This window comes from Enterobacter sp. SES19, from assembly GCF_011765665.1.
GTDB classification, from domain to species: Bacteria; Pseudomonadota; Gammaproteobacteria; order Enterobacterales; family Enterobacteriaceae; genus Enterobacter; species Enterobacter pseudoroggenkampii.
Genome location: NZ_CP050320.1, coordinates 3,977,089 through 3,995,019, shown reverse-complemented (window position 1 = coordinate 3,995,019; position 17,931 = coordinate 3,977,089). Strand labels below are relative to the sequence as shown.

Here is a 17,931-nt window from a genome sequence, read left to right as displayed (position 1 = left end):
GAGTAGTCTATGGATGTGGAAGAAATTGTGGCCCTTAGTGTAAAGCATAACGTCTCCGATCTACACCTGTGCAGTGATTCGCCACCCCGCTGGCGCAGAACAGGCCGCCTTGAGCCGGCACCGTTTCCTCCTCCCGACGTCGGGGCGTTGTTAAAAGCGTGGCTCAACGACGAGCAGCAGGGGATATGGTGGGCCAGCGGGCAGGTGGATTTTGCCGTGACGGTGGCGGGAGGCCAGCGTCTGCGCGGCAGTGCCTTTAAGCAGATGAGCGGTATCTCTGTAACGCTCCGGCTGTTGCCGCGTACCTGCCCGCAGCTCGCTTCGCTGGGCGCGCCGCGGGCAATCCCGGAACTGTTGTCCAATGACGCCGGACTGATTCTGGTGACAGGAGCAACCGGCAGCGGTAAATCAACTACGCTGGCGGCGATGGTCGATTTTCTTAACCGCCATGCTGATGGCCATATCCTCACGCTTGAAGATCCGGTGGAGTTTATCTACCGGAGCGAACGTTGTCTGATCCAGCAGCGGGAGATAGGTCAGCACAGCCCGTCATTTGCAGAAGCGCTGCGCGGTGCCTTACGCCAGGATCCGGACGTGATTCTGCTTGGAGAGTTGCGCGACAGCGAAACGATCCGCCTTGCGCTAACTGCGGCGGAAACCGGGCATCTGGTGCTGGCGACCCTGCATACGCGCGGAGCATCGCAGGCGATTGAACGGCTGGTCGATACGTTCCCGGCGCAGGAGAAAGATCCGGTGCGTAACCAGCTGGCCGGCAGCCTGCGGGCGGTGCTGGCGCAAAAGCTGCTTCCCGATCTCCAGGGCGGGCGCGTCGCGCTGTATGAGCTGCTGGTGAATACCGCCGCGGCGGCGAATCTCATTCGTGAAGGGAAAACGTGGCAACTGCCCGGCATCATTCAAACCGGTCAGCAGGCAGGTATGCAGAACTTTGACCAGAGCCTGGCGGAGAGACGGGCGCAGGGGCGGCTGTAGGCCCCTGTGCTTAAAAGCCCTGCTCGAAATAGCTTTCGAGGATGATGACGGCAGAAGCGGAGTCGACGCTGCCTTTGTTCAGCGCCCGGAAGCCACCGTGCTCAAACAGACCCGCGCGCGCTTCGACGGTGCTCAGACGCTCGTCGTGCAGCTTCACGGAGACGCCAAAGCGGCCATGGATTTTGTTGGCGAACTTACGCGCCCGGGCGGTCAGCGGCTGTTCGGTACCGTCCATGTTCAGCGGCAGCCCAACAATCACGTCATCCGGTTGCCACTCCTTGAGCAGGCGCTCAATGAGGTTCCAGTCCGGCGTGCCGTCGTTGGCCTTCAGGGCCGTAAGCGGACGCGCGGTACCGGTGATGCGCTGCCCCACGGCGACGCCAATGCTTTTAGTACCAAAATCGAAGGCAAGAAGCGTTCCGCTCATCAGGCGTGCCCCGCTACGCCAGGCATGGTCAGGATATCAATGCCAATCAGCTTTGCCGCGTCGCGCCAGCGATCGGCGATAGGGGTTTTAAACAGGATATTCATGTCCGCAGGGGCGGTGAGCCAGGCGTTATCGAGGATCTCTTGCTCAAGCTGGCCTTTCTCCCACGACGAATAGCCCAGCGCCACCAGCACTTCAGAAGGCTGCTCTGCGGTGCCCAGCGTTTCGAGTACGTCACGCGAGGTCGTGATAACGGTCTTGTCGGAGATGCGAATGCTGGAAGAGAATACCGGCGGCGTATGCAGGATAAAACCGCGATCTTCTGCAAGAGGTCCACCCAGCATCACGGGCTTATCAAGCCGGATTTCCGGCAGTCGCGCTTCAGCCGGGATTTTCAGCTTGTCCAGAATCCCTTCAACCTGAAGATTTTCCAGCGGTTTATTGATGATAATGCCCATCGCGCCGTCTTCATTGTATTCACAAATATAAACCACGGCGCGGCGAAAAATCGGGTCCTGGAGAGCAGGCATGGCAATAAGAAAGTGATGCTGTAAATTCATTGTCAGAGGTACTGTTTCCTGGTTTAAAAAGCGACAGCGCCCAGTATGGGGACAAACTCAGGCGCTGTCACTAATAGTATTGTTAGGTTATTTTTGTAAACGCTTTTCGATAGCGTCCATCAGCATACCGGTGATTGAGACAGGGAATTCCGCTTCAATTTCACGAATGCAGGTCGGGCTGGTGACGTTCACTTCGGTAAGACGATCGCCGATGATATCCAGTCCGACGAAGATCAGACCTTTGGCTTTCAGCGTCGGGCCAACGCGGCGGGCAATTTCCCAGTCGCTTTCGGTTAGCGGACGCGGTTCGCCGCGGCCACCGGCGGCCAGATTACCGCGGGTTTCGCCACCCTGCGGGATTCGTGCCAGGCAGTAAGGAACCGGTTCGCCATCCACCACCAGAACGCGTTTGTCGCCGTCTTTGATCGCCGGAATATAGTTCTGCGCCATGCAGTAACGCGTGCCCAGTTCGGTCAGCGTTTCGGCAATCACGCCAATGTTCGGATCGCTCTCTTTCACGCGGAAAATCGATGCGCCGCCCATGCCGTCCAGCGGCTTCATGATGATATCGCCGTGCTTCTGCCAGAATTCTTTCAGCTGCGCTTTGCTGCGGGTCACCAGGGTTTCCGGCGTCAGGTCAGAGAACCAGGCGGTGTAGAGCTTCTCGTTGCAGTCGCGCAGGCTCTGGGGCTTGTTGACGATCAGCGTGCCTTTCTCTTCAGCGCGTTCGAGAATATAGGTGCAGTAGATGTATTCGGTGTCGAACGGCGGATCTTTACGCATCAGGATGACGTTGAGATCGGCCAGGGCAATGTCCTGCTCGGTGCCGAATTCGTACCATTTGTCGTAGTTCTGCTCGACGTTAACGATGCGGGTGCGGGCGCGGGCTTCACCGTTAATCAGGTAAAGATCGTTCATCTCCATATAGTGGAGTTCATAGCCGCGACGCTGCGCTTCCAGCAGCATGGCGAAGCTGGAATCTTTCTTGATGTTAATGTTTGCGATGGGGTCCATCACGATGCCGAGCTTGATCATGTTCTTCTCCGTTAATGCTTCAACCCAGATCGCCAAACCGTACCTGTAGCGCGGTAATGGCCGTGAGTGCCGTTGTCTCAGTGCGCAGAACGCGAGGTCCCAACAGAATATCAGTAAACTGGTAACGTGCCGTCATCGCAATTTCGTCCGCCGACAGGCCGCCTTCGGGGCCAATCAGCAGGCGTACGCGCTCAACGGGCAGGGGCAGCGTATTGATGCTGGCGCTGGCGCGCGGATGAAGATTGAGCTTCAGCCCACTGTCCTCTTCTGCACACCACTCCTCCAGATCCATCGCCGGGCGGATCTCCGGAATACGGTTGCGGCCACTCTGTTCGCAAGCCGCAATGGCAATTTTCTGCCACTGCTGGATCTTTTTGTTCAGACGTTCCGCATCCAGTTTAACGCCACAGCGCTCAGAAAAAAGTGGCGTAATGAGGCTTACACCCAGTTCAATGGATTTCTGAATGGTGAACTCCATTTTCTCGCCGCGCGACATCACCTGGCCCAGATGAATGTGCAGCGGTGATTCCCGGTCGTCCACTTCGCCACGCAGGACGTTAACATGTACGCTTTTTTTATCAGACCGCGTGATTTCCGCGTCGAAAACCTGGTTCGAGCCGTCGAACAGCTGTATTGCCTGACCTGCGCCCATGCGCAGCACGCGGCCAACGTGGTTGGCAGCGTCATCAGACAGGGCGATTTCGCGGCCTGCGGTAATCAGTTCAGGATGGTAAATGCGGGGAATGCGCATAGTCAGAAATTCCATGTGTCATGCGATATAAGCGAATTGCCGTAGTGTAGGTTAGCTCTTTTGCGCCTGGCAAGCCCGCTGGACGTAAGGGTTGTGATTCCCCTGGACTCTGGCGATACGTTCGTCGCGCTGGCATTCCCACTCCGTCACCGGGTACTGCTTGTCCCAGGCGTTGAACAGCTGCGTCTGCTGGCGGGAAAGGTTGAGGTCGTAACGGTCACGCATATAGAAGTAGGTGCGGGCAATGCTGCCGCGCGCGCGGGCAGGGGGCTCGGCGACTTTCTCTTTAAAATCAACCTTCATACCGCACTGGCCGTACTGGCCTTCACCACCGTTCCACTGGCTGTACATGAAATTACCCCGGTCGCCGTTCACTTCACCCACGGCAGGCTGCAGGTTATGCATATCGCTTTCCATCTGGCGATACACCGGATCTTTGGCGCAGTTTTTACGTCCGCCATCCTGCCAGCACTGGCGCTGGTGGCCAAACTGCCAGGCCGGAACGACATGCTCCCATTCAATACGGCTGGCGCGGTTTTCGTTTTTACGCACCTTGTAGCCGCAGGACTCAAGGTCAACGACCCCTTTTTTACCCTGCCAGTTAATTTTACAGCCGCAGTAGAAATCGCCCGGCACATCGGCGTTCACCTTCACGCCTGCGGCCTTGGCCTGGGAAAAACTGTTGATACCGTCGGCCAGAGCATGGCCTGAGAGCGCCGTCGTCAGAAAGGCGACCGCGAAAGAAAAATTACGGGACATCTTACACTCCGTGTCAAAACGAGCCCGCAACGTAACGAATGTTGTTCCTGTATGCAATCAGTCAGATCAGGAAAGTTCCTGAAAGTTCAGATGATTATTCCGCAACCAGCGGCTCGCCGCATTTGACGCAGCGGTAGGTCGCCTCACCGCGCACCACGCGATTATGGCGACGGACGGTAAGCTGGTGCTGCTGACACTGGCAGCGGTAGGGGAAGGTATTGCGGCGCACCGATTCCAGCTCGAACTGATGGGTACGGCGTGCCGGAACGCCGAGCACCGCCTCCATCATCCACTTCCACTCTTTTCCATGCGGCGCGACGCGGCCAAAGTGTTTCCACACCAGCAGATGCGCCAGCTCGTGCGGCACCACTTCATCGATAAACGCCTGCTGGTTTTCCATCATCAGCACCGGGTTAAGGCGGATCTCATACGACTCAAGCCAGGCTGTACCGGCCGAGGTGCCACGCTGCTGGTATACTAGTTTGGGTTCAGGGTAGTTGCGACCGAGCTTCAGGTTCGCCTGGGCGAGTTTTTCCCGCAGGCTGCGCATAACGGCCTGCTGAATGGCGATGGGGAGACGGGGTGCTTTCATAGGGGCAGAGCATAAAGCGCGAAGCGGGGAGGCGCAAGAGGCGCCTCCCGTAAGAGGATCAGTCGTGGGCGCCGATTTCGCGCAGAGGACGACCTTTCATCAGGTTACGTTCAATATGTTCCAGCGAAACGTGTTTGGTTTCTGGAACCAGCCAGATGGTCAGCACAATAAAGAAGATGTTCAGACCGGCGTATACCCAGAAGGTGTTCGCGTTGCCCAGGGTATTGAGCATGGTCAGGAACGTTGCGCCGACGATCATGTTGGCAACCCAGTTGGTTGCGGTAGAGCAGGTGATACCAAAATCACGCCCTTTCAGCGGCTGAATCTCCGAGCACAGTACCCAGATCAGCGGACCGGCGCTCATCGCAAACCCGACGATAAACATCAGCAGCATGCCTACCGCAAAGTACTGGGCGGTTGGGGAGTGAATGCCCACATGCATCATGGTACCGAGGACGCCCATACCGGCCGCCATCACCAGGAAGCCCAGCGTCAGGGTTGGCTTACGTCCCCAGCGGTCCACCAGACCGATGGCGATAAAGGTCGCCAGCACGTTGGTCAGACCCACGATGACGGTCCCCCACATCTGCTCGGTGGTGTTGGTATAACCCGCCAGCTCAAAGATTTTTGGCGCGTAGTACATGATGACGTTCATCCCGGTGAACTGCTGCATGACCTGCAGCAGCACGCCAAGGAACACCGCACGGCGGAAGTTGCTGTTCTCTTTAAACAGCGCCCAGCCGGACTGTTTGACCTTCAGGCTTTCGCGGATCTCTTCCAGCTCGTTTTTTGCCTCCGCGCTGGTATCGCGCAGGCGAAGCAGCACGCGTTCAGCATCGTGGAATCGACGTTTTGCAGCGAACCAGCGCGGGCTGTCCGGCAGGAAGAAGACGCCAATCAGCAGCAGGATGGCCGGGATGATGATCACGCCGAGCATCCAGCGCCATGCGCCGCTGTAGCTAAACGCGGTATCGGAAAGGTACGCGCCCAGGATACCGATGGTGATCATGAGCTGGTACATCGAAATCATACTGCCGCGGATTTTCTCCGGCGCGATTTCAGACAGGTAGAGCGGGGCGGTATAGGACGCCACGCCCACGGCAAGGCCGAGCAGCACGCGTGAAACCAGCAGAACCTCAACGTTAGGCGCAGCGGCAGAGAAGAGTGAACCGGCAACGAACAGGATCGCGCCGATCATCAGGCTCTTTTTACGCCCGAGCTTGAAGGAGAGCCAGCCGCTGCCGACGGCCCCGACGGCAGCGCCAAACATCATGGAGCTGACCACCCATTCCTGGGTGTGAGCGCTGATCTGGAACTCGTCAGTGATGAAAGGTAATGCACCGGCAATCACGCCGATATCCAGGCCAAAAAGTAATCCTGCCAGGGCGGCGAGGAAACAGACGAAGAATGTCATCGCCTTGTTGGACGTACGCCCCTGTTTTTTATTGTCAGGCATTATGCCCTCCAGTTGGGTTATCAGTTTTATTGAAGTAAAGGGTAGGTGAGTGACTAGTAAAAATATGTGAGATTAATCACATAGGTGTAATCGGTTACACTAACGTGGAACCGTAAAAATAATTAAAGCTTTGAAAATATAGAGGTAAACGAGGTGATGCGCATCGCGTTTGTTAGAATTTCGGACTTAACTGAAATGAAATGTAACAGCAGAAGAAAGGCGATCAGGCAAAGAGATTATTCTGAAAGCGGGATATATTTGGCATGGTGTAATCGGTTTCAAACATAAAAAAAGGCCAGCCCGAAGGCTGGCCTTTTAAAAGCGATGTCAGTCGATTACTTCAGACCGGCAGCTTCACGCAGCAGGGCGGCTTTGTCGGTTTTTTCCCATGGGAAATGTTCACGACCAAAGTGACCGTATGCCGCGGTTTCTTTGTAGATCGGGTGCAGCAGATCCAGCATCTGAATCAGGCCGTATGGACGCAGGTCGAAGAACTCGCGCACCAGCAGCGTCAGCTGTTCTGAAGGCACTTTCTCGGTACCGAAGGTTTCAACCATGATGGAGGTTGGTTCAGCCACGCCGATAGCGTAGGAAACCTGGATCTCACAGCGGTCAGCCAGGCCGGCGGCAACGATGTTTTTTGCCACATAACGTGCCGCGTACGCCGCAGAACGGTCAACTTTAGACGGATCTTTACCGGAGAACGCACCACCACCGTGACGCGCCATGCCGCCGTAGGTATCAACGATGATTTTACGACCGGTCAGACCGCAGTCACCCATTGGGCCGCCGATAACGAAGCGTCCGGTTGGGTTGATGAAGAATTTGGTTGCAGAGCTCAGCCATTCGGTCGGCAGAACCGGCTTGATGATCTCTTCCATCACCGCTTCCTGCAGGGATTTCTGATCGATATCTTCGGAGTGCTGGGTAGACAGCACTACCGCGTCAATACCGACGATTTTACCGTCGTCGTACTGGAAAGTGACCTGGCTTTTCGCATCCGGGCGCAGCCACGGCAGGGTGCCGTTTTTACGCACTTCAGCCTGACGCTGCACCAGACGGTGTGCGTAGGTGACCGGTGCTGGCATCAGCACGTCAGTTTCGTTGGTTGCATAGCCGAACATCAGACCCTGGTCGCCCGCGCCCTGTTCCAGCGGATCGGCACGGTCAACGCCCTGGTTGATGTCTGGAGACTGTTTGCCAATCGCGCTCAGTACCGCGCAGGAGTTGGCATCAAAGCCCATATCAGAATGCACATAGCCGATCTCACGCACCGTGTTACGGGTGATCTCTTCGATATCAACCCATGCGCTGGTGGTAATCTCACCGCCAACCAGAACCATGCCGGTTTTGACATAGGTTTCACACGCTACGCGCGCTTTTGGATCCTGCGCCAGGATCGCATCCAGCACCGCATCGGAGATTTGGTCAGCAATTTTATCAGGATGTCCTTCTGATACGGACTCGGACGTAAACAGGTGTTTTGCCATGTTTTATTTCACCTAAGAGGAATTTGGTTAGCTCAAGCTGCTGTGTGGAATAGCCAAAGGAGATAATTCTACCAAGGCCTGCAGGTTTTTGACACTGGCAGTATGAGTGTTAATCAGTATAGATGGATTAACATCTGGATGGCTATTTTAGGTCACTTCTTCGCCCGATTTCCAGTTTTTTTTGACTAACCTCTCACTCAGTTGAAATTGCTGCTGGCAATAATTCCTGACGGCCCCGGCAACACGCGCATTTTTGTTTTGCTTTTTAGCCCCCTTCTCGGTATAAAACGCGGCGCGCGGCTCATATAAAATAAGCGCTCGATGAACTCATCGTGTCGCCACTTCCAGCCGGGTTAAGCAGTGAACTTTTAGCTTTGGCTTGGGGTCCGTTTCAGCAGAGGCGGCCGTGGAGGTGATACGAGATAATGAACCATCGTTTTCCGCTAATTCAGCGCAGCCGTTCTGGCGCGTATTTGATTCCCGCAACCCGCATTTCTAGTCTGCAAACCTGCCGATGTTATACCCATCTCGGCGCTTCTCAGGATTCCAGGGCCGGTCACGCTTTGTGAAAACTGAACAAGGGCGCTCTTGTTAATACAAGAGTTTTCTCGTGGTTTCGCCGAACCTTGTCATACAGAGTTCGGATACGTGTTTTACAATGATATGAATAAGAAACCGGTCGCACGGTCTGGATTTCAGCATACTCTGCTGGGAAACGGAGCCGTTTATGGGTTGTTATCGCCGTATAACGCTGCGATAGTAGTCAACTGTTTTACACTTAATACAAAGAGTTGAGGTTCGCTATGTCTGACGACATGTCTTCTTTTTCGCCTTCGTCAGCGGGCGAACAGGGTGTACTACGTTCTATGCAGGAGGTTGCGATGAGCTCCGAGGAAGCCAGCAAGATGCTGCGCACTTACAATATTGCCTGGTGGGGCAATAACTACTACGACGTCAACGAACTGGGCCACATCAGCGTCTGCCCGGATCCGGACGTCCCTGAAGCGCGCGTGGACCTTGCTAAACTGGTGAAAGCCCGTGAAGCTCAGGGCCAGCGTTTGCCTGCACTGTTCTGCTTCCCGCAGATCCTGCAACATCGCCTGCGTTCTATTAACGCCGCCTTCAAGCGTGCGCGTGAGTCCTACGGCTATAAAGGCGACTACTTCCTGGTTTACCCGATCAAGGTGAACCAGCACCGCCGCGTGATTGAATCCCTGATCCACTCCGGCGAGCCGCTGGGGCTGGAAGCTGGCTCCAAAGCGGAGCTGATGGCGGTTCTGGCGCATGCGGGCATGACCCGTTCGGTGATCGTCTGTAACGGCTATAAAGACCGTGAATACATTCGTCTGGCGCTGATTGGCGAGAAGATGGGCCACAAGGTCTATCTGGTTATCGAAAAGATGACCGAAATCGCCATTGTGCTGGAAGAGGCCGAGCGTCTGAACGTGGTGCCGCGCCTTGGCGTGCGTGCGCGTCTGGCGTCACAGGGTTCCGGTAAATGGCAGTCCTCCGGCGGCGAAAAATCCAAGTTCGGCCTGGCGGCGAACCAGGTGCTGCAGCTGGTGGAAATCCTGCGCGAGCGCGGTCGTCTCGACAGCATTCAGCTGCTGCACTTCCACCTCGGCTCGCAGATGGCCAACATTCGCGACATCGCCACCGGCGTGCGTGAGTCAGCGCGTTTCTACGTTGAGCTGCACAAGCTTGGCGTGAACATTCAGTGCTTCGACGTGGGCGGCGGCCTGGGCGTGGACTACGAAGGGACCCGCTCGCAGTCGGACTGCTCCGTGAACTACGGCCTGAACGAATACGCGAACAATATCATCTGGGCGATCGGCGATGCCTGTGAAGAGAACGGCCTGCCGCACCCGACGGTAATCACCGAATCCGGCCGCGCGGTCACCGCGCACCATACGGTGCTGGTCTCTAACATCATCGGCGTTGAGCGTAGCGAAATCACCGAAGCGACGCCTCCGGCAGACGATGCCCCGCGCTCCCTGCAAAGCATGTGGGAAACCTGGCAGGAAATGCACGAGCCGGGCACGCGTCGTTCCCTGCGCGAATGGCTGCACGACAGCCAGATGGACCTGCATGACATCCACGTGGGGTATTCCTCAGGCACCTTCAGCCTGCAGGAGCGCGCGTGGGCGGAGCAGCTCTATCTGAACATGTGCCATGAAGTGCAGAAACAGCTCGACCCGAGCAACCGTGCGCACCGTCCGATTATCGACGAGCTGCAGGAGCGTATGGCGGATAAGATTTACGTCAACTTCTCGCTGTTCCAGTCAATGCCGGATGCCTGGGGTATCGACCAGCTGTTCCCGGTTCTGCCGCTGGAAGGGCTGAACCACGCCCCGGAACGTCGCGCGGTGCTGCTGGACATCACCTGTGACTCCGACGGTGCTATCGACCACTACGTTGACGGCGACGGTATCGCAACGACGATGCCAATGCCGGAGTACGACCCGGAGAACCCGCCGATGCTGGGCTTCTTTATGGTCGGCGCGTATCAGGAGATCCTCGGCAACATGCACAACCTGTTCGGTGATACCGAGGCGGTTGACGTGTTTGTCTTCCCTGACGGCAGCGTGGAAGTTGAGCTGTCTGACGAAGGGGATACCGTGGCGGACATGCTGGAATACGTTCAGCTGGATCCGAAAACCCTGCTGACGCAGTTCCGCGACCAGGTGAAAAACACCGGGCTGGACGATGCGCTGCAGCAGCAATTCCTGGAAGAGTTTGAAGCGGGTCTGTACGGGTACACCTACCTGGAAGACGAGTAGGAAAACCTCCCTCTCCCTGTGGGAGAGGGGCGGGGTGAGGGCATCAGCCCGCACAATGCCCTATACTCACTTGAACCCGTATGCATTACCGGCGATAATTCGCCCCAATAAGCGATTTACGAATCAATCCCTTCCTCGTCGGGTTTAACGACGCGGAGGGGATTTTTTTTCATCTGTTTTTAATGTATCGACTTTAAAAGAGGTCAGGACATGAGCACTTTAGGTCATCAGTACGATAACTCTCTGGTATCTAACGCGTTTGGTTTTTTACGCCTTCCGATGAACTTCCAGCCGTACGACAGCGACGCGGACTGGGTGATCACTGGCGTGCCGTTCGATATGGCAACATCTGGCCGTGCGGGTGGTCGTCACGGACCGGCGGCGATTCGTCAGGTTTCCACTAACCTGGCCTGGGAGCATAACCGCTTCCCGTGGAACTTCGACATGCGCGAGCGCCTGAACGTGGTGGACTGCGGTGACCTGGTGTATGCCTTTGGTGACGCGCGTGAGATGAGCGAAAAGCTGCAGGCGCACGCCGAGAAGCTGCTGGCTGCCGGTAAGCGCATGCTCTCCTTCGGCGGCGACCATTTCGTGACCCTGCCGCTGCTGCGCGCCCACGCGAAGCACTTCGGTAAAATGGCGCTGGTACACTTTGATGCGCATACCGACACCTACGCGAACGGCTGTGAGTTTGACCACGGTACCATGTTCTTCACCGCGCCGAACGAAGGTCTGATCGACCCGAACCACTCCGTGCAGATCGGTATTCGCACCGAGTTCGACAAAGATAACGGCTTCACCGTGCTGGATGCGGGTCAGGTTAACGATCGCGGCGTAGATGACATCCTCGCGCAGGTGAAGCAGATCGTGGGTGATATGCCTGTGTATCTGACCTTCGACATCGACTGCCTGGATCCGGCATTTGCACCGGGTACCGGTACGCCGGTGATCGGCGGCCTGACCTCAGACCGCGCTATCAAGCTGGTGCGCGGCCTGAAGGACCTGAACATTGTCGGGATGGACGTGGTGGAAGTGGCACCTGCGTATGACCAGTCCGAAATCACTGCGCTTGCCGCAGCGACCCTGGCACTGGAAATGCTCTACATCCAGGCTGCCAAAAAAGGCGAATAAGCCTCGCCTGACGTGAAAAAAACCTCTCCATGGAGAGGTTTTTTATTGCCTTTAGAACACGTTAAACGGGTATTCCACGTAAGCGCGGATCTCGTCCCCGCCCACGTTATAGTCGCTGGCGTTGCTGGAGACGCGCAGCACGGAATAGCGCAGTTTCAGTTTCAGATCCTTTGCCGGACCATCCTGCACCTGGTACTGGATCTGGTTAAACCACTCGTGCTCTTTACCGTTGCTGGTTTCAGCGGTTTTGATGTTATCGCCGCGCACGTAGGCGGTGGTCCAGCTCAGGCCCGGTAAGCCAAGGCCGCCAAAGTCCAGACCGTAGGATGCCTGCCAGGAACGTTCATCTTCGCCGTTAAAATCAGACCAGTAGGAGTTCGCCAGCCAGATGGTGTTACCGCCATCACCCACGCCGCCCTGGTCGCGGTAGCCGCCATAGTTGTAGCCGGTGCTGCCGCTGCTCTGCTGGTAGGCCACTTTGAACGTGTGAATATCCCAGATGTAGCTCGCCGCCAGGCTCCAGATGGTGTTGCTGCGGCCCGTGTCGAGGCTGTCAGCGTAACCCTGGTCCAGACGGGAGTTATAGCCGTTGAAGTCGAGCACCAGCTGCTGCCCGGTGCTGAACGGCTGTTTGAAGTTCAGGCCCAGATACTGCTTGTTCATCACCTCTTCATTATGAGAAGCGTAAAGCGCGCCGCTGAACTGGTCGTTGAACTGGTAGCTTGCGCCGCCGAAGGAGAGGCTCTTCAGCCCGCTGTCGTGGCGGTCATCGCTTTTACGCTGCTCGTCGGTGAAGTAACCGGCGTTGATTTCCAGACCGTCGATCTCTTTTGAGGTCAACATAGCGCCGGTGTAGCTTTCAAACAGCAGGCGGGAGCTGTCGGCATTGATGATAGGCAGCTCAGGACGCTGATTCCCGTAGCTCAGCACGGTGTTCGATATGCGCATTTTGGCGGTAGCGCCAAACTTTGCCAGATCGGATTTTGCCCGGCCATCATCTTCCTGTTTAAAGAAGTCGATGCCGCCTGCGCCGCTTTTGCCCCGGCCGCCGTCCAGGCGCACGCCGTATTGAGCAATACCGTCCACACCAAAGCCCACCAGCCCTTCGGTATAGCCGGATGCAAACGTGGCGATGATCCCCTGACCCCATTCGGCTTTGTCCTGCTGGCCCTGATGGTAGTCGCGGCTGATATAGGCATTGCGTAAAAACAGATCCAGATGGCTGTCGTCAATAAAACCCTGACTGTCGGATTGCTGGCTTGCAGCGGCAGGTAATGCGGCAAATAAACTTAAAGCAATTAATGATAATTCTTTTTTCACGGAGGGAACGTCTCTGTCTGGATATATTAATTTGAATAACTGCGGAAGTGATAATTACCGGAAAAAGTGACCTTTGCAATAATTATGTGACCAGACATTTCAATATGATAACGTTGATTTGGCGGGGCTTTCAGGGGTGTTATCGATACGTGCTGTTAAGTTAACAATTCATGCGAAATAAAAGGGAGGCAAATATGCCTCCCGGTAAAATTATTTAATTCCGTCTGCAGCCATACGGTCGCGAATATGCTGTGCGCGCTCTTCTGAGGCAGGGTGATCGTCAAACATGGAGCTTTGACGTCCCGCTTCCAGTTTGGCCAGTTTTTCAAAGCTGGTGGCTAAACCTGATGGATTAATGCCGCGTTTGCGCAACAGATCGTAAGAGTAATCATCCGCTTCGGACTCCTGGCGCTGGGAGAACTGGGAGTTAACCAGCTTTTCACCCACGTCGCCAAGCTGCGACTGCGACAGGCTGCCAACGATACCGCCCGCTGAGGCCGCCGCAGCGCGGATGGCGTTGGTGCCTAAAGCAACCTGCATCCCTTTCTTCACGTGGCCCAGGGCAACGTGGCCCATTTCATGGCCGATGACCGCTTCCACTTCGTTGTCGGTCATCATGTCCATCAGCCCGCTATAGACGCGGATGCAGCCGTTCGCCATCGCGAAGGCGTTCACGTCTTTCGCCATGTACACCTTGTAGTTCACCGGCTGGCCGTTGATGTTGTCGCCCAGCGCAGAAGCAATCTTATTCAGACGCTGCGTGTAGGTACTGTTAGCCGGCGCAAGCGTGGCTTTTCCGTCCATATCTTTACAGGCCTGGTCGCTCAGCGCTTTCACCTGCGCATCGCTCAGGGAATAGGCCTGGAAGGCCTCTGCGCCTGACGTCATCAGACCGTTAGAATCCATATTCTGACAGCCGCTCAGCAGGAGCGTTGTACCCAGGGCCAGCACTATTGCACGCATTTTCATGAGGTTGCTTCCGTACTCGTTAATCTGAATAAAATCCGAAAAGTGCACCGTCAGCGAAGCCGGTGTCGGGCTAAGTATAAGGAATATCGACAGAGCCGGGCGAGTAGATTGCGCAACATGCGAGCATGATCCAGAGATTTCTTAACAAGCAAAAGAATGCTCCATGTACATGACTTGCGGCTTGGGTTACATTGTTGGCACTTTTTTCCGGCGTAGCCCAAAACGCGCTGTCGTCAAGGGCATGGCCTTTAACAGTCCGATCTGGAGTTAAAATGTCCTCACGTAAAGAGCTTGCTAATGCTATTCGTGCGCTGAGCATGGACGCAGTACAGAAAGCCAAATCCGGCCACCCAGGGGCCCCTATGGGTATGGCTGATATCGCCGAAGTCCTGTGGCGCGATTTCCTGAACCACAACCCACAGAACCCGTCATGGGCTGACCGCGACCGTTTCGTACTGTCTAACGGCCACGGCTCTATGCTGATCTATAGCCTGCTGCACCTCACCGGCTACGATCTGCCAATTGAAGAGCTGAAAAACTTCCGTCAGCTGCACTCTAAAACTCCAGGTCACCCGGAAGTGGGCTACACCGCTGGCGTTGAAACCACCACCGGCCCGCTGGGTCAGGGTATTGCTAACGCTGTGGGTATGGCGATTGCTGAGAAGACGCTGGCGGCGCAGTTCAACCGTCCTGGTCACGACATCGTTGACCACTTCACCTACGCGTTCATGGGCGACGGCTGCATGATGGAAGGCATTTCTCACGAAGTGTGCTCCCTGGCAGGTACCCTGAAGCTGGGCAAACTGGTTGCGTTCTATGACGACAACGGTATCTCCATCGACGGTCACGTTGAAGGCTGGTTCACCGACGACACCGCTAAACGTTTCGAAGCCTACGGCTGGCACGTTGTGCGTGGCGTTGATGGCCACGATGCTGACTCGATTAAACGTGCAGTAGAAGAAGCGCGCGCGGTGACGGACAAGCCGTCCCTGCTGATGTGCAAAACCATCATCGGCTTCGGTTCGCCGAACAAAGCGGGTACGCACGACTCCCACGGCGCGCCGCTGGGCGACGCGGAAATCGCACTGACCCGCGAAGCGCTGGGCTGGAAACACCCTGCATTCGAAATCCCATCTGAGATCTACGCTCAGTGGGATGCAAAAGAAGTAGGCCAGGCGAAAGAAGCGGCCTGGAACGAGAAGTTCGCTGCTTACGCGAAAGCGTTCCCGCAGGAAGCGGCTGAATTCACCCGTCGTATGAAAGGCGACATGCCGTCTGACTTCGACGCGAAAGCGAACGAGTTCATCGCTAAGCTGCAGGCGAACCCGTCTAAAATCGCGAGCCGTAAAGCGTCTCAGAATGCGATTGAAGCGTTCGGTCCTCTGCTGCCTGAATTCCTCGGCGGCTCCGCTGACCTGGCGCCATCTAACCTGACCCTGTGGTCCGGTTCTAAGCCAATCAACGAAGATACTGCCGGTAACTACATCCATTACGGTGTACGTGAATTCGGTATGACTGCGATTGCCAACGGTATCTCCCTGCACGGTGGTTTCCTGCCGTACACCTCTACCTTCCTGATGTTCGTTGAATATGCACGTAACGCCGTGCGTATGGCCGCGCTGATGAAACAGCGTCAGGTGATGGTCTACACCCACGACTCCATCGGTCTGGGCGAAGACGGTCCAACTCACCAGCCGGTAGAGCAGGTGGCTTCCCTGCGCGTGACCCCGAATATGAGCACATGGCGTCCGTGTGACCAGGTTGAATCCGCGGTGGCGTGGAAATACGGCGTTGAGCGTCAGGACGGTCCAACCGCGCTGATCCTCTCCCGTCAGAACCTGGCGCAGCAGGAGCGTACCCCTGAGCAGCTGGCGAACATCGCTCGCGGTGGTTACGTGCTGAAAGATAGCGCGGGCCAGCCAGAGCTGATCTTCATCGCCACCGGTTCTGAAGTTGAACTGGCTGTGGCAGCGTGGGAAAAACTGACTGCCGAAGGCGTGAAGGCGCGCGTGGTTTCCATGCCGTCTACCGACGCGTTCGACAAGCAGGATGCCGCATACCGTGAATCCGTTCTGCCTAAAGCGGTTTCCGCTCGCGTGGCAGTGGAAGCGGGTATCGCTGACTACTGGTTCAAATACGTGGGCCTGAACGGCGCTATCGTCGGTATGACCACCTTCGGTGAGTCTGCTCCGGCAGAGCAGCTGTTCGAAGAATTCGGCTTCACCGTTGAGAACGTTGTCGCGAAAGCGAAAGAACTGCTGTAATCGTTTGTACGGTGCGGGCTGATGCCCTCACCCCAGCCCTCTCCCACCGGGAGAGGGTGCAAACACTAAAAACGGTAACCTCTCGGTTACCGTTTTGCTTTTACCTCGCCGTAAATTATTCCACCTAAAATGTGACGCAAGTCATATAGCTCGCTTATTCATCTGGACAGACATTCCTTTTATTCCCCGATTCGCTTATTCTTGCTGAAGCGTTTCAGTCGATTAAATGTTCGACAATTGACCAATCAATCGCAGTTTGTGACAGCAAGGATTCCCCTTCGGGCGTAGCTGGATTACTCTTTCAGCCACCTCAAACTCAGGGATTGCTTTGCAGGAGATCTATGACCGTACGCGTAGCGATTAATGGCTTCGGTCGCATCGGACGTAATGTGGTTCGTGCTTTGTATGAATCCGGACGTCGGGCGGAAATAACCGTGGTGGCAATCAATGAACTGGCGGATGCTACGGGCATGGCGCATTTGTTGAAATACGACACCAGCCACGGACGATTTGCCTGGGATGTGCGCCAGGAAAGAGATCAGCTCTTTGTGGGTGACGACGCTATTCGTGTGCTGCATGAGAACAGCATCTCCGGGCTACCCTGGCGTGAACTGGGTGTGGATGTGGTGCTTGACTGTACCGGTGTCTACGGCAACCGCGAACATGGCGAAGCGCATCTGGCTGCCGGCGCGAAAAAAGTCCTGTTTTCTCATCCCGGCAGTAACGACCTCGACGCGACCGTCGTGTTTGGCGTCAACCAGCATGAGCTGCAGGCCGAACACCGCATTGTTTCCAACGCCTCCTGTACCACCAACTGCATTATTCCGGTCATCAAACTGTTAGACGATGCGTATGGCATTGAATCCGGCACCGTGACCACGATTCACTCCGCCATGCACGATCAGCAGGTTATCGACGCCTACCATCCGGATTTACGACGCACTCGCGCGGCGAGCCAGTCAATCATTCCGGTGGATACGAAACTGGCGGCAGGGATCACCCGAATTTTTCCGCAGTTTAATGACCGGTTTGAAGCGATTGCCGTGCGTGTTCCAACGATCAACGTCACCGCGATCGACCTCAGCGTGACGGTGAAAAAACCGGTAAAAGCCTGTGAAGTCAACCTGTTGCTGCAAAAAGCGGCACAGGGGGCATTTCATGGTATAGTTGACTATACGGAATTACCGTTGGTCTCAGTAGATTTTAACCACGACCCGCACAGCGCCATCGTTGATGGCACGCAAACGAGGGTTAGTGGTGCACACCTTATCAAGACGCTGGTCTGGTGTGATAACGAATGGGGCTTTGCTAACCGAATGCTCGACACCACGTTAGCAATGGCCGCTCAAGGTTTCAGGTAAGACGCATTGTGCGTCTGCAAAACTTTAAGAATCAACGAGAGGATTC

Annotated in this window: 16 protein-coding genes and 1 pseudogene; 7 read left to right on the top strand and 10 right to left on the bottom strand. The window is 55.9% G+C overall.

Annotated elements, in window-relative coordinates:
- The first annotated feature begins 9 nt into the window (after positions 1-9).
- The gene (locus tag GXP72_RS18950) at positions 10-990 is read left to right on the top strand and encodes a type IV pilus twitching motility protein PilT (protein WP_061714497.1); all 981 of its coding nucleotides are present in this window, start codon (positions 10-12) and stop codon (positions 988-990) included.
- A gap of 10 nt (positions 991-1,000) precedes the next feature.
- Here GXP72_RS18950 and ruvX read toward each other — a convergent pair whose 3' ends face one another.
- The 8 genes from ruvX to metK all read right to left on the bottom strand — a co-directional run bounded on the left by ruvX (position 1,001) and on the right by metK (position 8,060).
- Positions 1,001-1,417: a Holliday junction resolvase RuvX gene (ruvX, locus tag GXP72_RS18945; RefSeq protein WP_021242076.1), complete on the bottom strand. Its 417-nt coding sequence runs from the start codon at positions 1,415-1,417 to the stop codon at positions 1,001-1,003.
- On the bottom strand, positions 1,417-1,977 hold the full coding sequence (locus GXP72_RS18940) for a YqgE/AlgH family protein (RefSeq protein ID WP_032645077.1): 561 nt from the start codon (positions 1,975-1,977) through the stop codon (positions 1,417-1,419). The genes ruvX and GXP72_RS18940 overlap by 1 nt, the downstream gene beginning before the upstream one ends.
- A gap of 87 nt (positions 1,978-2,064) precedes the next feature.
- A complete protein-coding gene (gene gshB / locus GXP72_RS18935; protein ID WP_024906557.1) occupies positions 2,065-3,012 on the bottom strand; it encodes a glutathione synthase in 948 nt (315 codons plus the stop codon).
- 19 nt (positions 3,013-3,031) lie between these two features.
- A complete protein-coding gene (rsmE, locus tag GXP72_RS18930) occupies positions 3,032-3,763 on the bottom strand; it encodes a 16S rRNA (uracil(1498)-N(3))-methyltransferase (protein WP_024906558.1) in 732 nt (243 codons plus the stop codon).
- A gap of 51 nt (positions 3,764-3,814) precedes the next feature.
- Complete coding sequence (gene endA / locus GXP72_RS18925; protein ID WP_024906559.1) at positions 3,815-4,522, bottom strand: deoxyribonuclease I; 708 nt, start codon at positions 4,520-4,522, stop codon at positions 3,815-3,817.
- Positions 4,523-4,616: 94 nt separating this feature from the next.
- On the bottom strand, positions 4,617-5,114 hold the full coding sequence (locus tag GXP72_RS18920; protein ID WP_021242073.1) for a SprT family zinc-dependent metalloprotease: 498 nt from the start codon (positions 5,112-5,114) through the stop codon (positions 4,617-4,619).
- Between the two features lie 58 nt (positions 5,115-5,172).
- Positions 5,173-6,570, bottom strand: a complete 1,398-nt coding sequence (gene galP, locus GXP72_RS18915; RefSeq protein WP_024906560.1) for a galactose/proton symporter — start codon at positions 6,568-6,570, stop codon at positions 5,173-5,175.
- 335 nt (positions 6,571-6,905) lie between these two features.
- Complete coding sequence (gene metK, locus GXP72_RS18910; RefSeq protein ID WP_010435443.1) at positions 6,906-8,060, bottom strand: methionine adenosyltransferase; 1,155 nt, start codon at positions 8,058-8,060, stop codon at positions 6,906-6,908.
- Positions 8,061-8,539: 479 nt separating this feature from the next.
- On the opposite strand from metK, the pseudogene GXP72_RS22795 reads away from it, so the two are divergent.
- From GXP72_RS22795 to speB, 4 genes and pseudogenes are all read left to right on the top strand, one after another.
- Positions 8,540-8,629, top strand: a pseudogene (locus GXP72_RS22795) (hypothetical protein); the annotation flags it as partial.
- Between the two features lie 94 nt (positions 8,630-8,723).
- Positions 8,724-8,855, top strand: coding sequence for an acid stress response protein YqgB (yqgB, locus tag GXP72_RS18895; RefSeq protein WP_127312443.1), 132 nt, complete (start codon positions 8,724-8,726; stop codon positions 8,853-8,855).
- Between the two features lie 8 nt (positions 8,856-8,863).
- The gene (gene speA / locus GXP72_RS18890) at positions 8,864-10,840 is read left to right on the top strand and encodes a biosynthetic arginine decarboxylase (protein ID WP_024906561.1); all 1,977 of its coding nucleotides are present in this window, start codon (positions 8,864-8,866) and stop codon (positions 10,838-10,840) included.
- A gap of 210 nt (positions 10,841-11,050) precedes the next feature.
- Positions 11,051-11,971, top strand: a complete 921-nt coding sequence (gene speB / locus GXP72_RS18885; RefSeq protein ID WP_008499737.1) for an agmatinase — start codon at positions 11,051-11,053, stop codon at positions 11,969-11,971.
- A gap of 51 nt (positions 11,972-12,022) precedes the next feature.
- Here the strand turns inward: speB and GXP72_RS18880 are convergent, their stop codons facing one another.
- Both GXP72_RS18880 and GXP72_RS18875 read right to left on the bottom strand, forming a co-directional pair.
- Positions 12,023-13,291: an OprD family outer membrane porin gene (locus tag GXP72_RS18880; protein WP_148769683.1), complete on the bottom strand. Its 1,269-nt coding sequence runs from the start codon at positions 13,289-13,291 to the stop codon at positions 12,023-12,025.
- 210 nt (positions 13,292-13,501) lie between these two features.
- A complete protein-coding gene (locus GXP72_RS18875; protein WP_021242066.1) occupies positions 13,502-14,260 on the bottom strand; it encodes a M48 family metallopeptidase in 759 nt (252 codons plus the stop codon).
- Between the two features lie 272 nt (positions 14,261-14,532).
- Between GXP72_RS18875 and tkt the strand changes: the two genes are divergently transcribed.
- Both tkt and epd read left to right on the top strand, forming a co-directional pair.
- Positions 14,533-16,524: a transketolase gene (gene tkt / locus GXP72_RS18870; RefSeq protein ID WP_032650139.1), complete on the top strand. Its 1,992-nt coding sequence runs from the start codon at positions 14,533-14,535 to the stop codon at positions 16,522-16,524.
- 341 nt (positions 16,525-16,865) lie between these two features.
- Positions 16,866-17,885 (top strand): erythrose-4-phosphate dehydrogenase, encoded by a 1,020-nt coding sequence (gene epd, locus GXP72_RS18865; RefSeq protein ID WP_023333324.1) that lies wholly within the window; start codon positions 16,866-16,868, stop codon positions 17,883-17,885.
- The last annotated feature ends 46 nt before the right edge of the window (positions 17,886-17,931 follow it).

Excerpts from the sequence above, each read along its gene's own strand:
- GXP72_RS18950 (WP_061714497.1), top strand. The coding sequence starts at position 10 with ATGGATGTGGAAGAAATTGTGGCCCTTAGTGTAAAGCATAACGTCTCC.
- ruvX (WP_021242076.1), bottom strand. The coding sequence starts at position 1,417 with ATGAGCGGAACGCTTCTTGCCTTCGATTTTGGTACTAAAAGCATTGGC.
- GXP72_RS18940 (WP_032645077.1), bottom strand. The coding sequence starts at position 1,977 with ATGAATTTACAGCATCACTTTCTTATTGCCATGCCTGCTCTCCAGGAC.
- gshB (WP_024906557.1), bottom strand. The coding sequence starts at position 3,012 with ATGATCAAGCTCGGCATCGTGATGGACCCCATCGCAAACATTAACATC.
- rsmE (WP_024906558.1), bottom strand. The coding sequence starts at position 3,763 with ATGCGCATTCCCCGCATTTACCATCCTGAACTGATTACCGCAGGCCGC.
- endA (WP_024906559.1), bottom strand. The coding sequence starts at position 4,522 with ATGTCCCGTAATTTTTCTTTCGCGGTCGCCTTTCTGACGACGGCGCTC.
- GXP72_RS18920 (WP_021242073.1), bottom strand. The coding sequence starts at position 5,114 with ATGAAAGCACCCCGTCTCCCCATCGCCATTCAGCAGGCCGTTATGCGC.
- galP (WP_024906560.1), bottom strand. The coding sequence starts at position 6,570 with ATGCCTGACAATAAAAAACAGGGGCGTACGTCCAACAAGGCGATGACA.
- metK (WP_010435443.1), bottom strand. The coding sequence starts at position 8,060 with ATGGCAAAACACCTGTTTACGTCCGAGTCCGTATCAGAAGGACATCCT.
- yqgB (WP_127312443.1), top strand. The coding sequence starts at position 8,724 with ATGAATAAGAAACCGGTCGCACGGTCTGGATTTCAGCATACTCTGCTG.
- speA (WP_024906561.1), top strand. The coding sequence starts at position 8,864 with ATGTCTGACGACATGTCTTCTTTTTCGCCTTCGTCAGCGGGCGAACAG.
- speB (WP_008499737.1), top strand. The coding sequence starts at position 11,051 with ATGAGCACTTTAGGTCATCAGTACGATAACTCTCTGGTATCTAACGCG.
- GXP72_RS18875 (WP_021242066.1), bottom strand. The coding sequence starts at position 14,260 with ATGAAAATGCGTGCAATAGTGCTGGCCCTGGGTACAACGCTCCTGCTG.
- tkt (WP_032650139.1), top strand. The coding sequence starts at position 14,533 with ATGTCCTCACGTAAAGAGCTTGCTAATGCTATTCGTGCGCTGAGCATG.
- epd (WP_023333324.1), top strand. The coding sequence starts at position 16,866 with ATGACCGTACGCGTAGCGATTAATGGCTTCGGTCGCATCGGACGTAAT.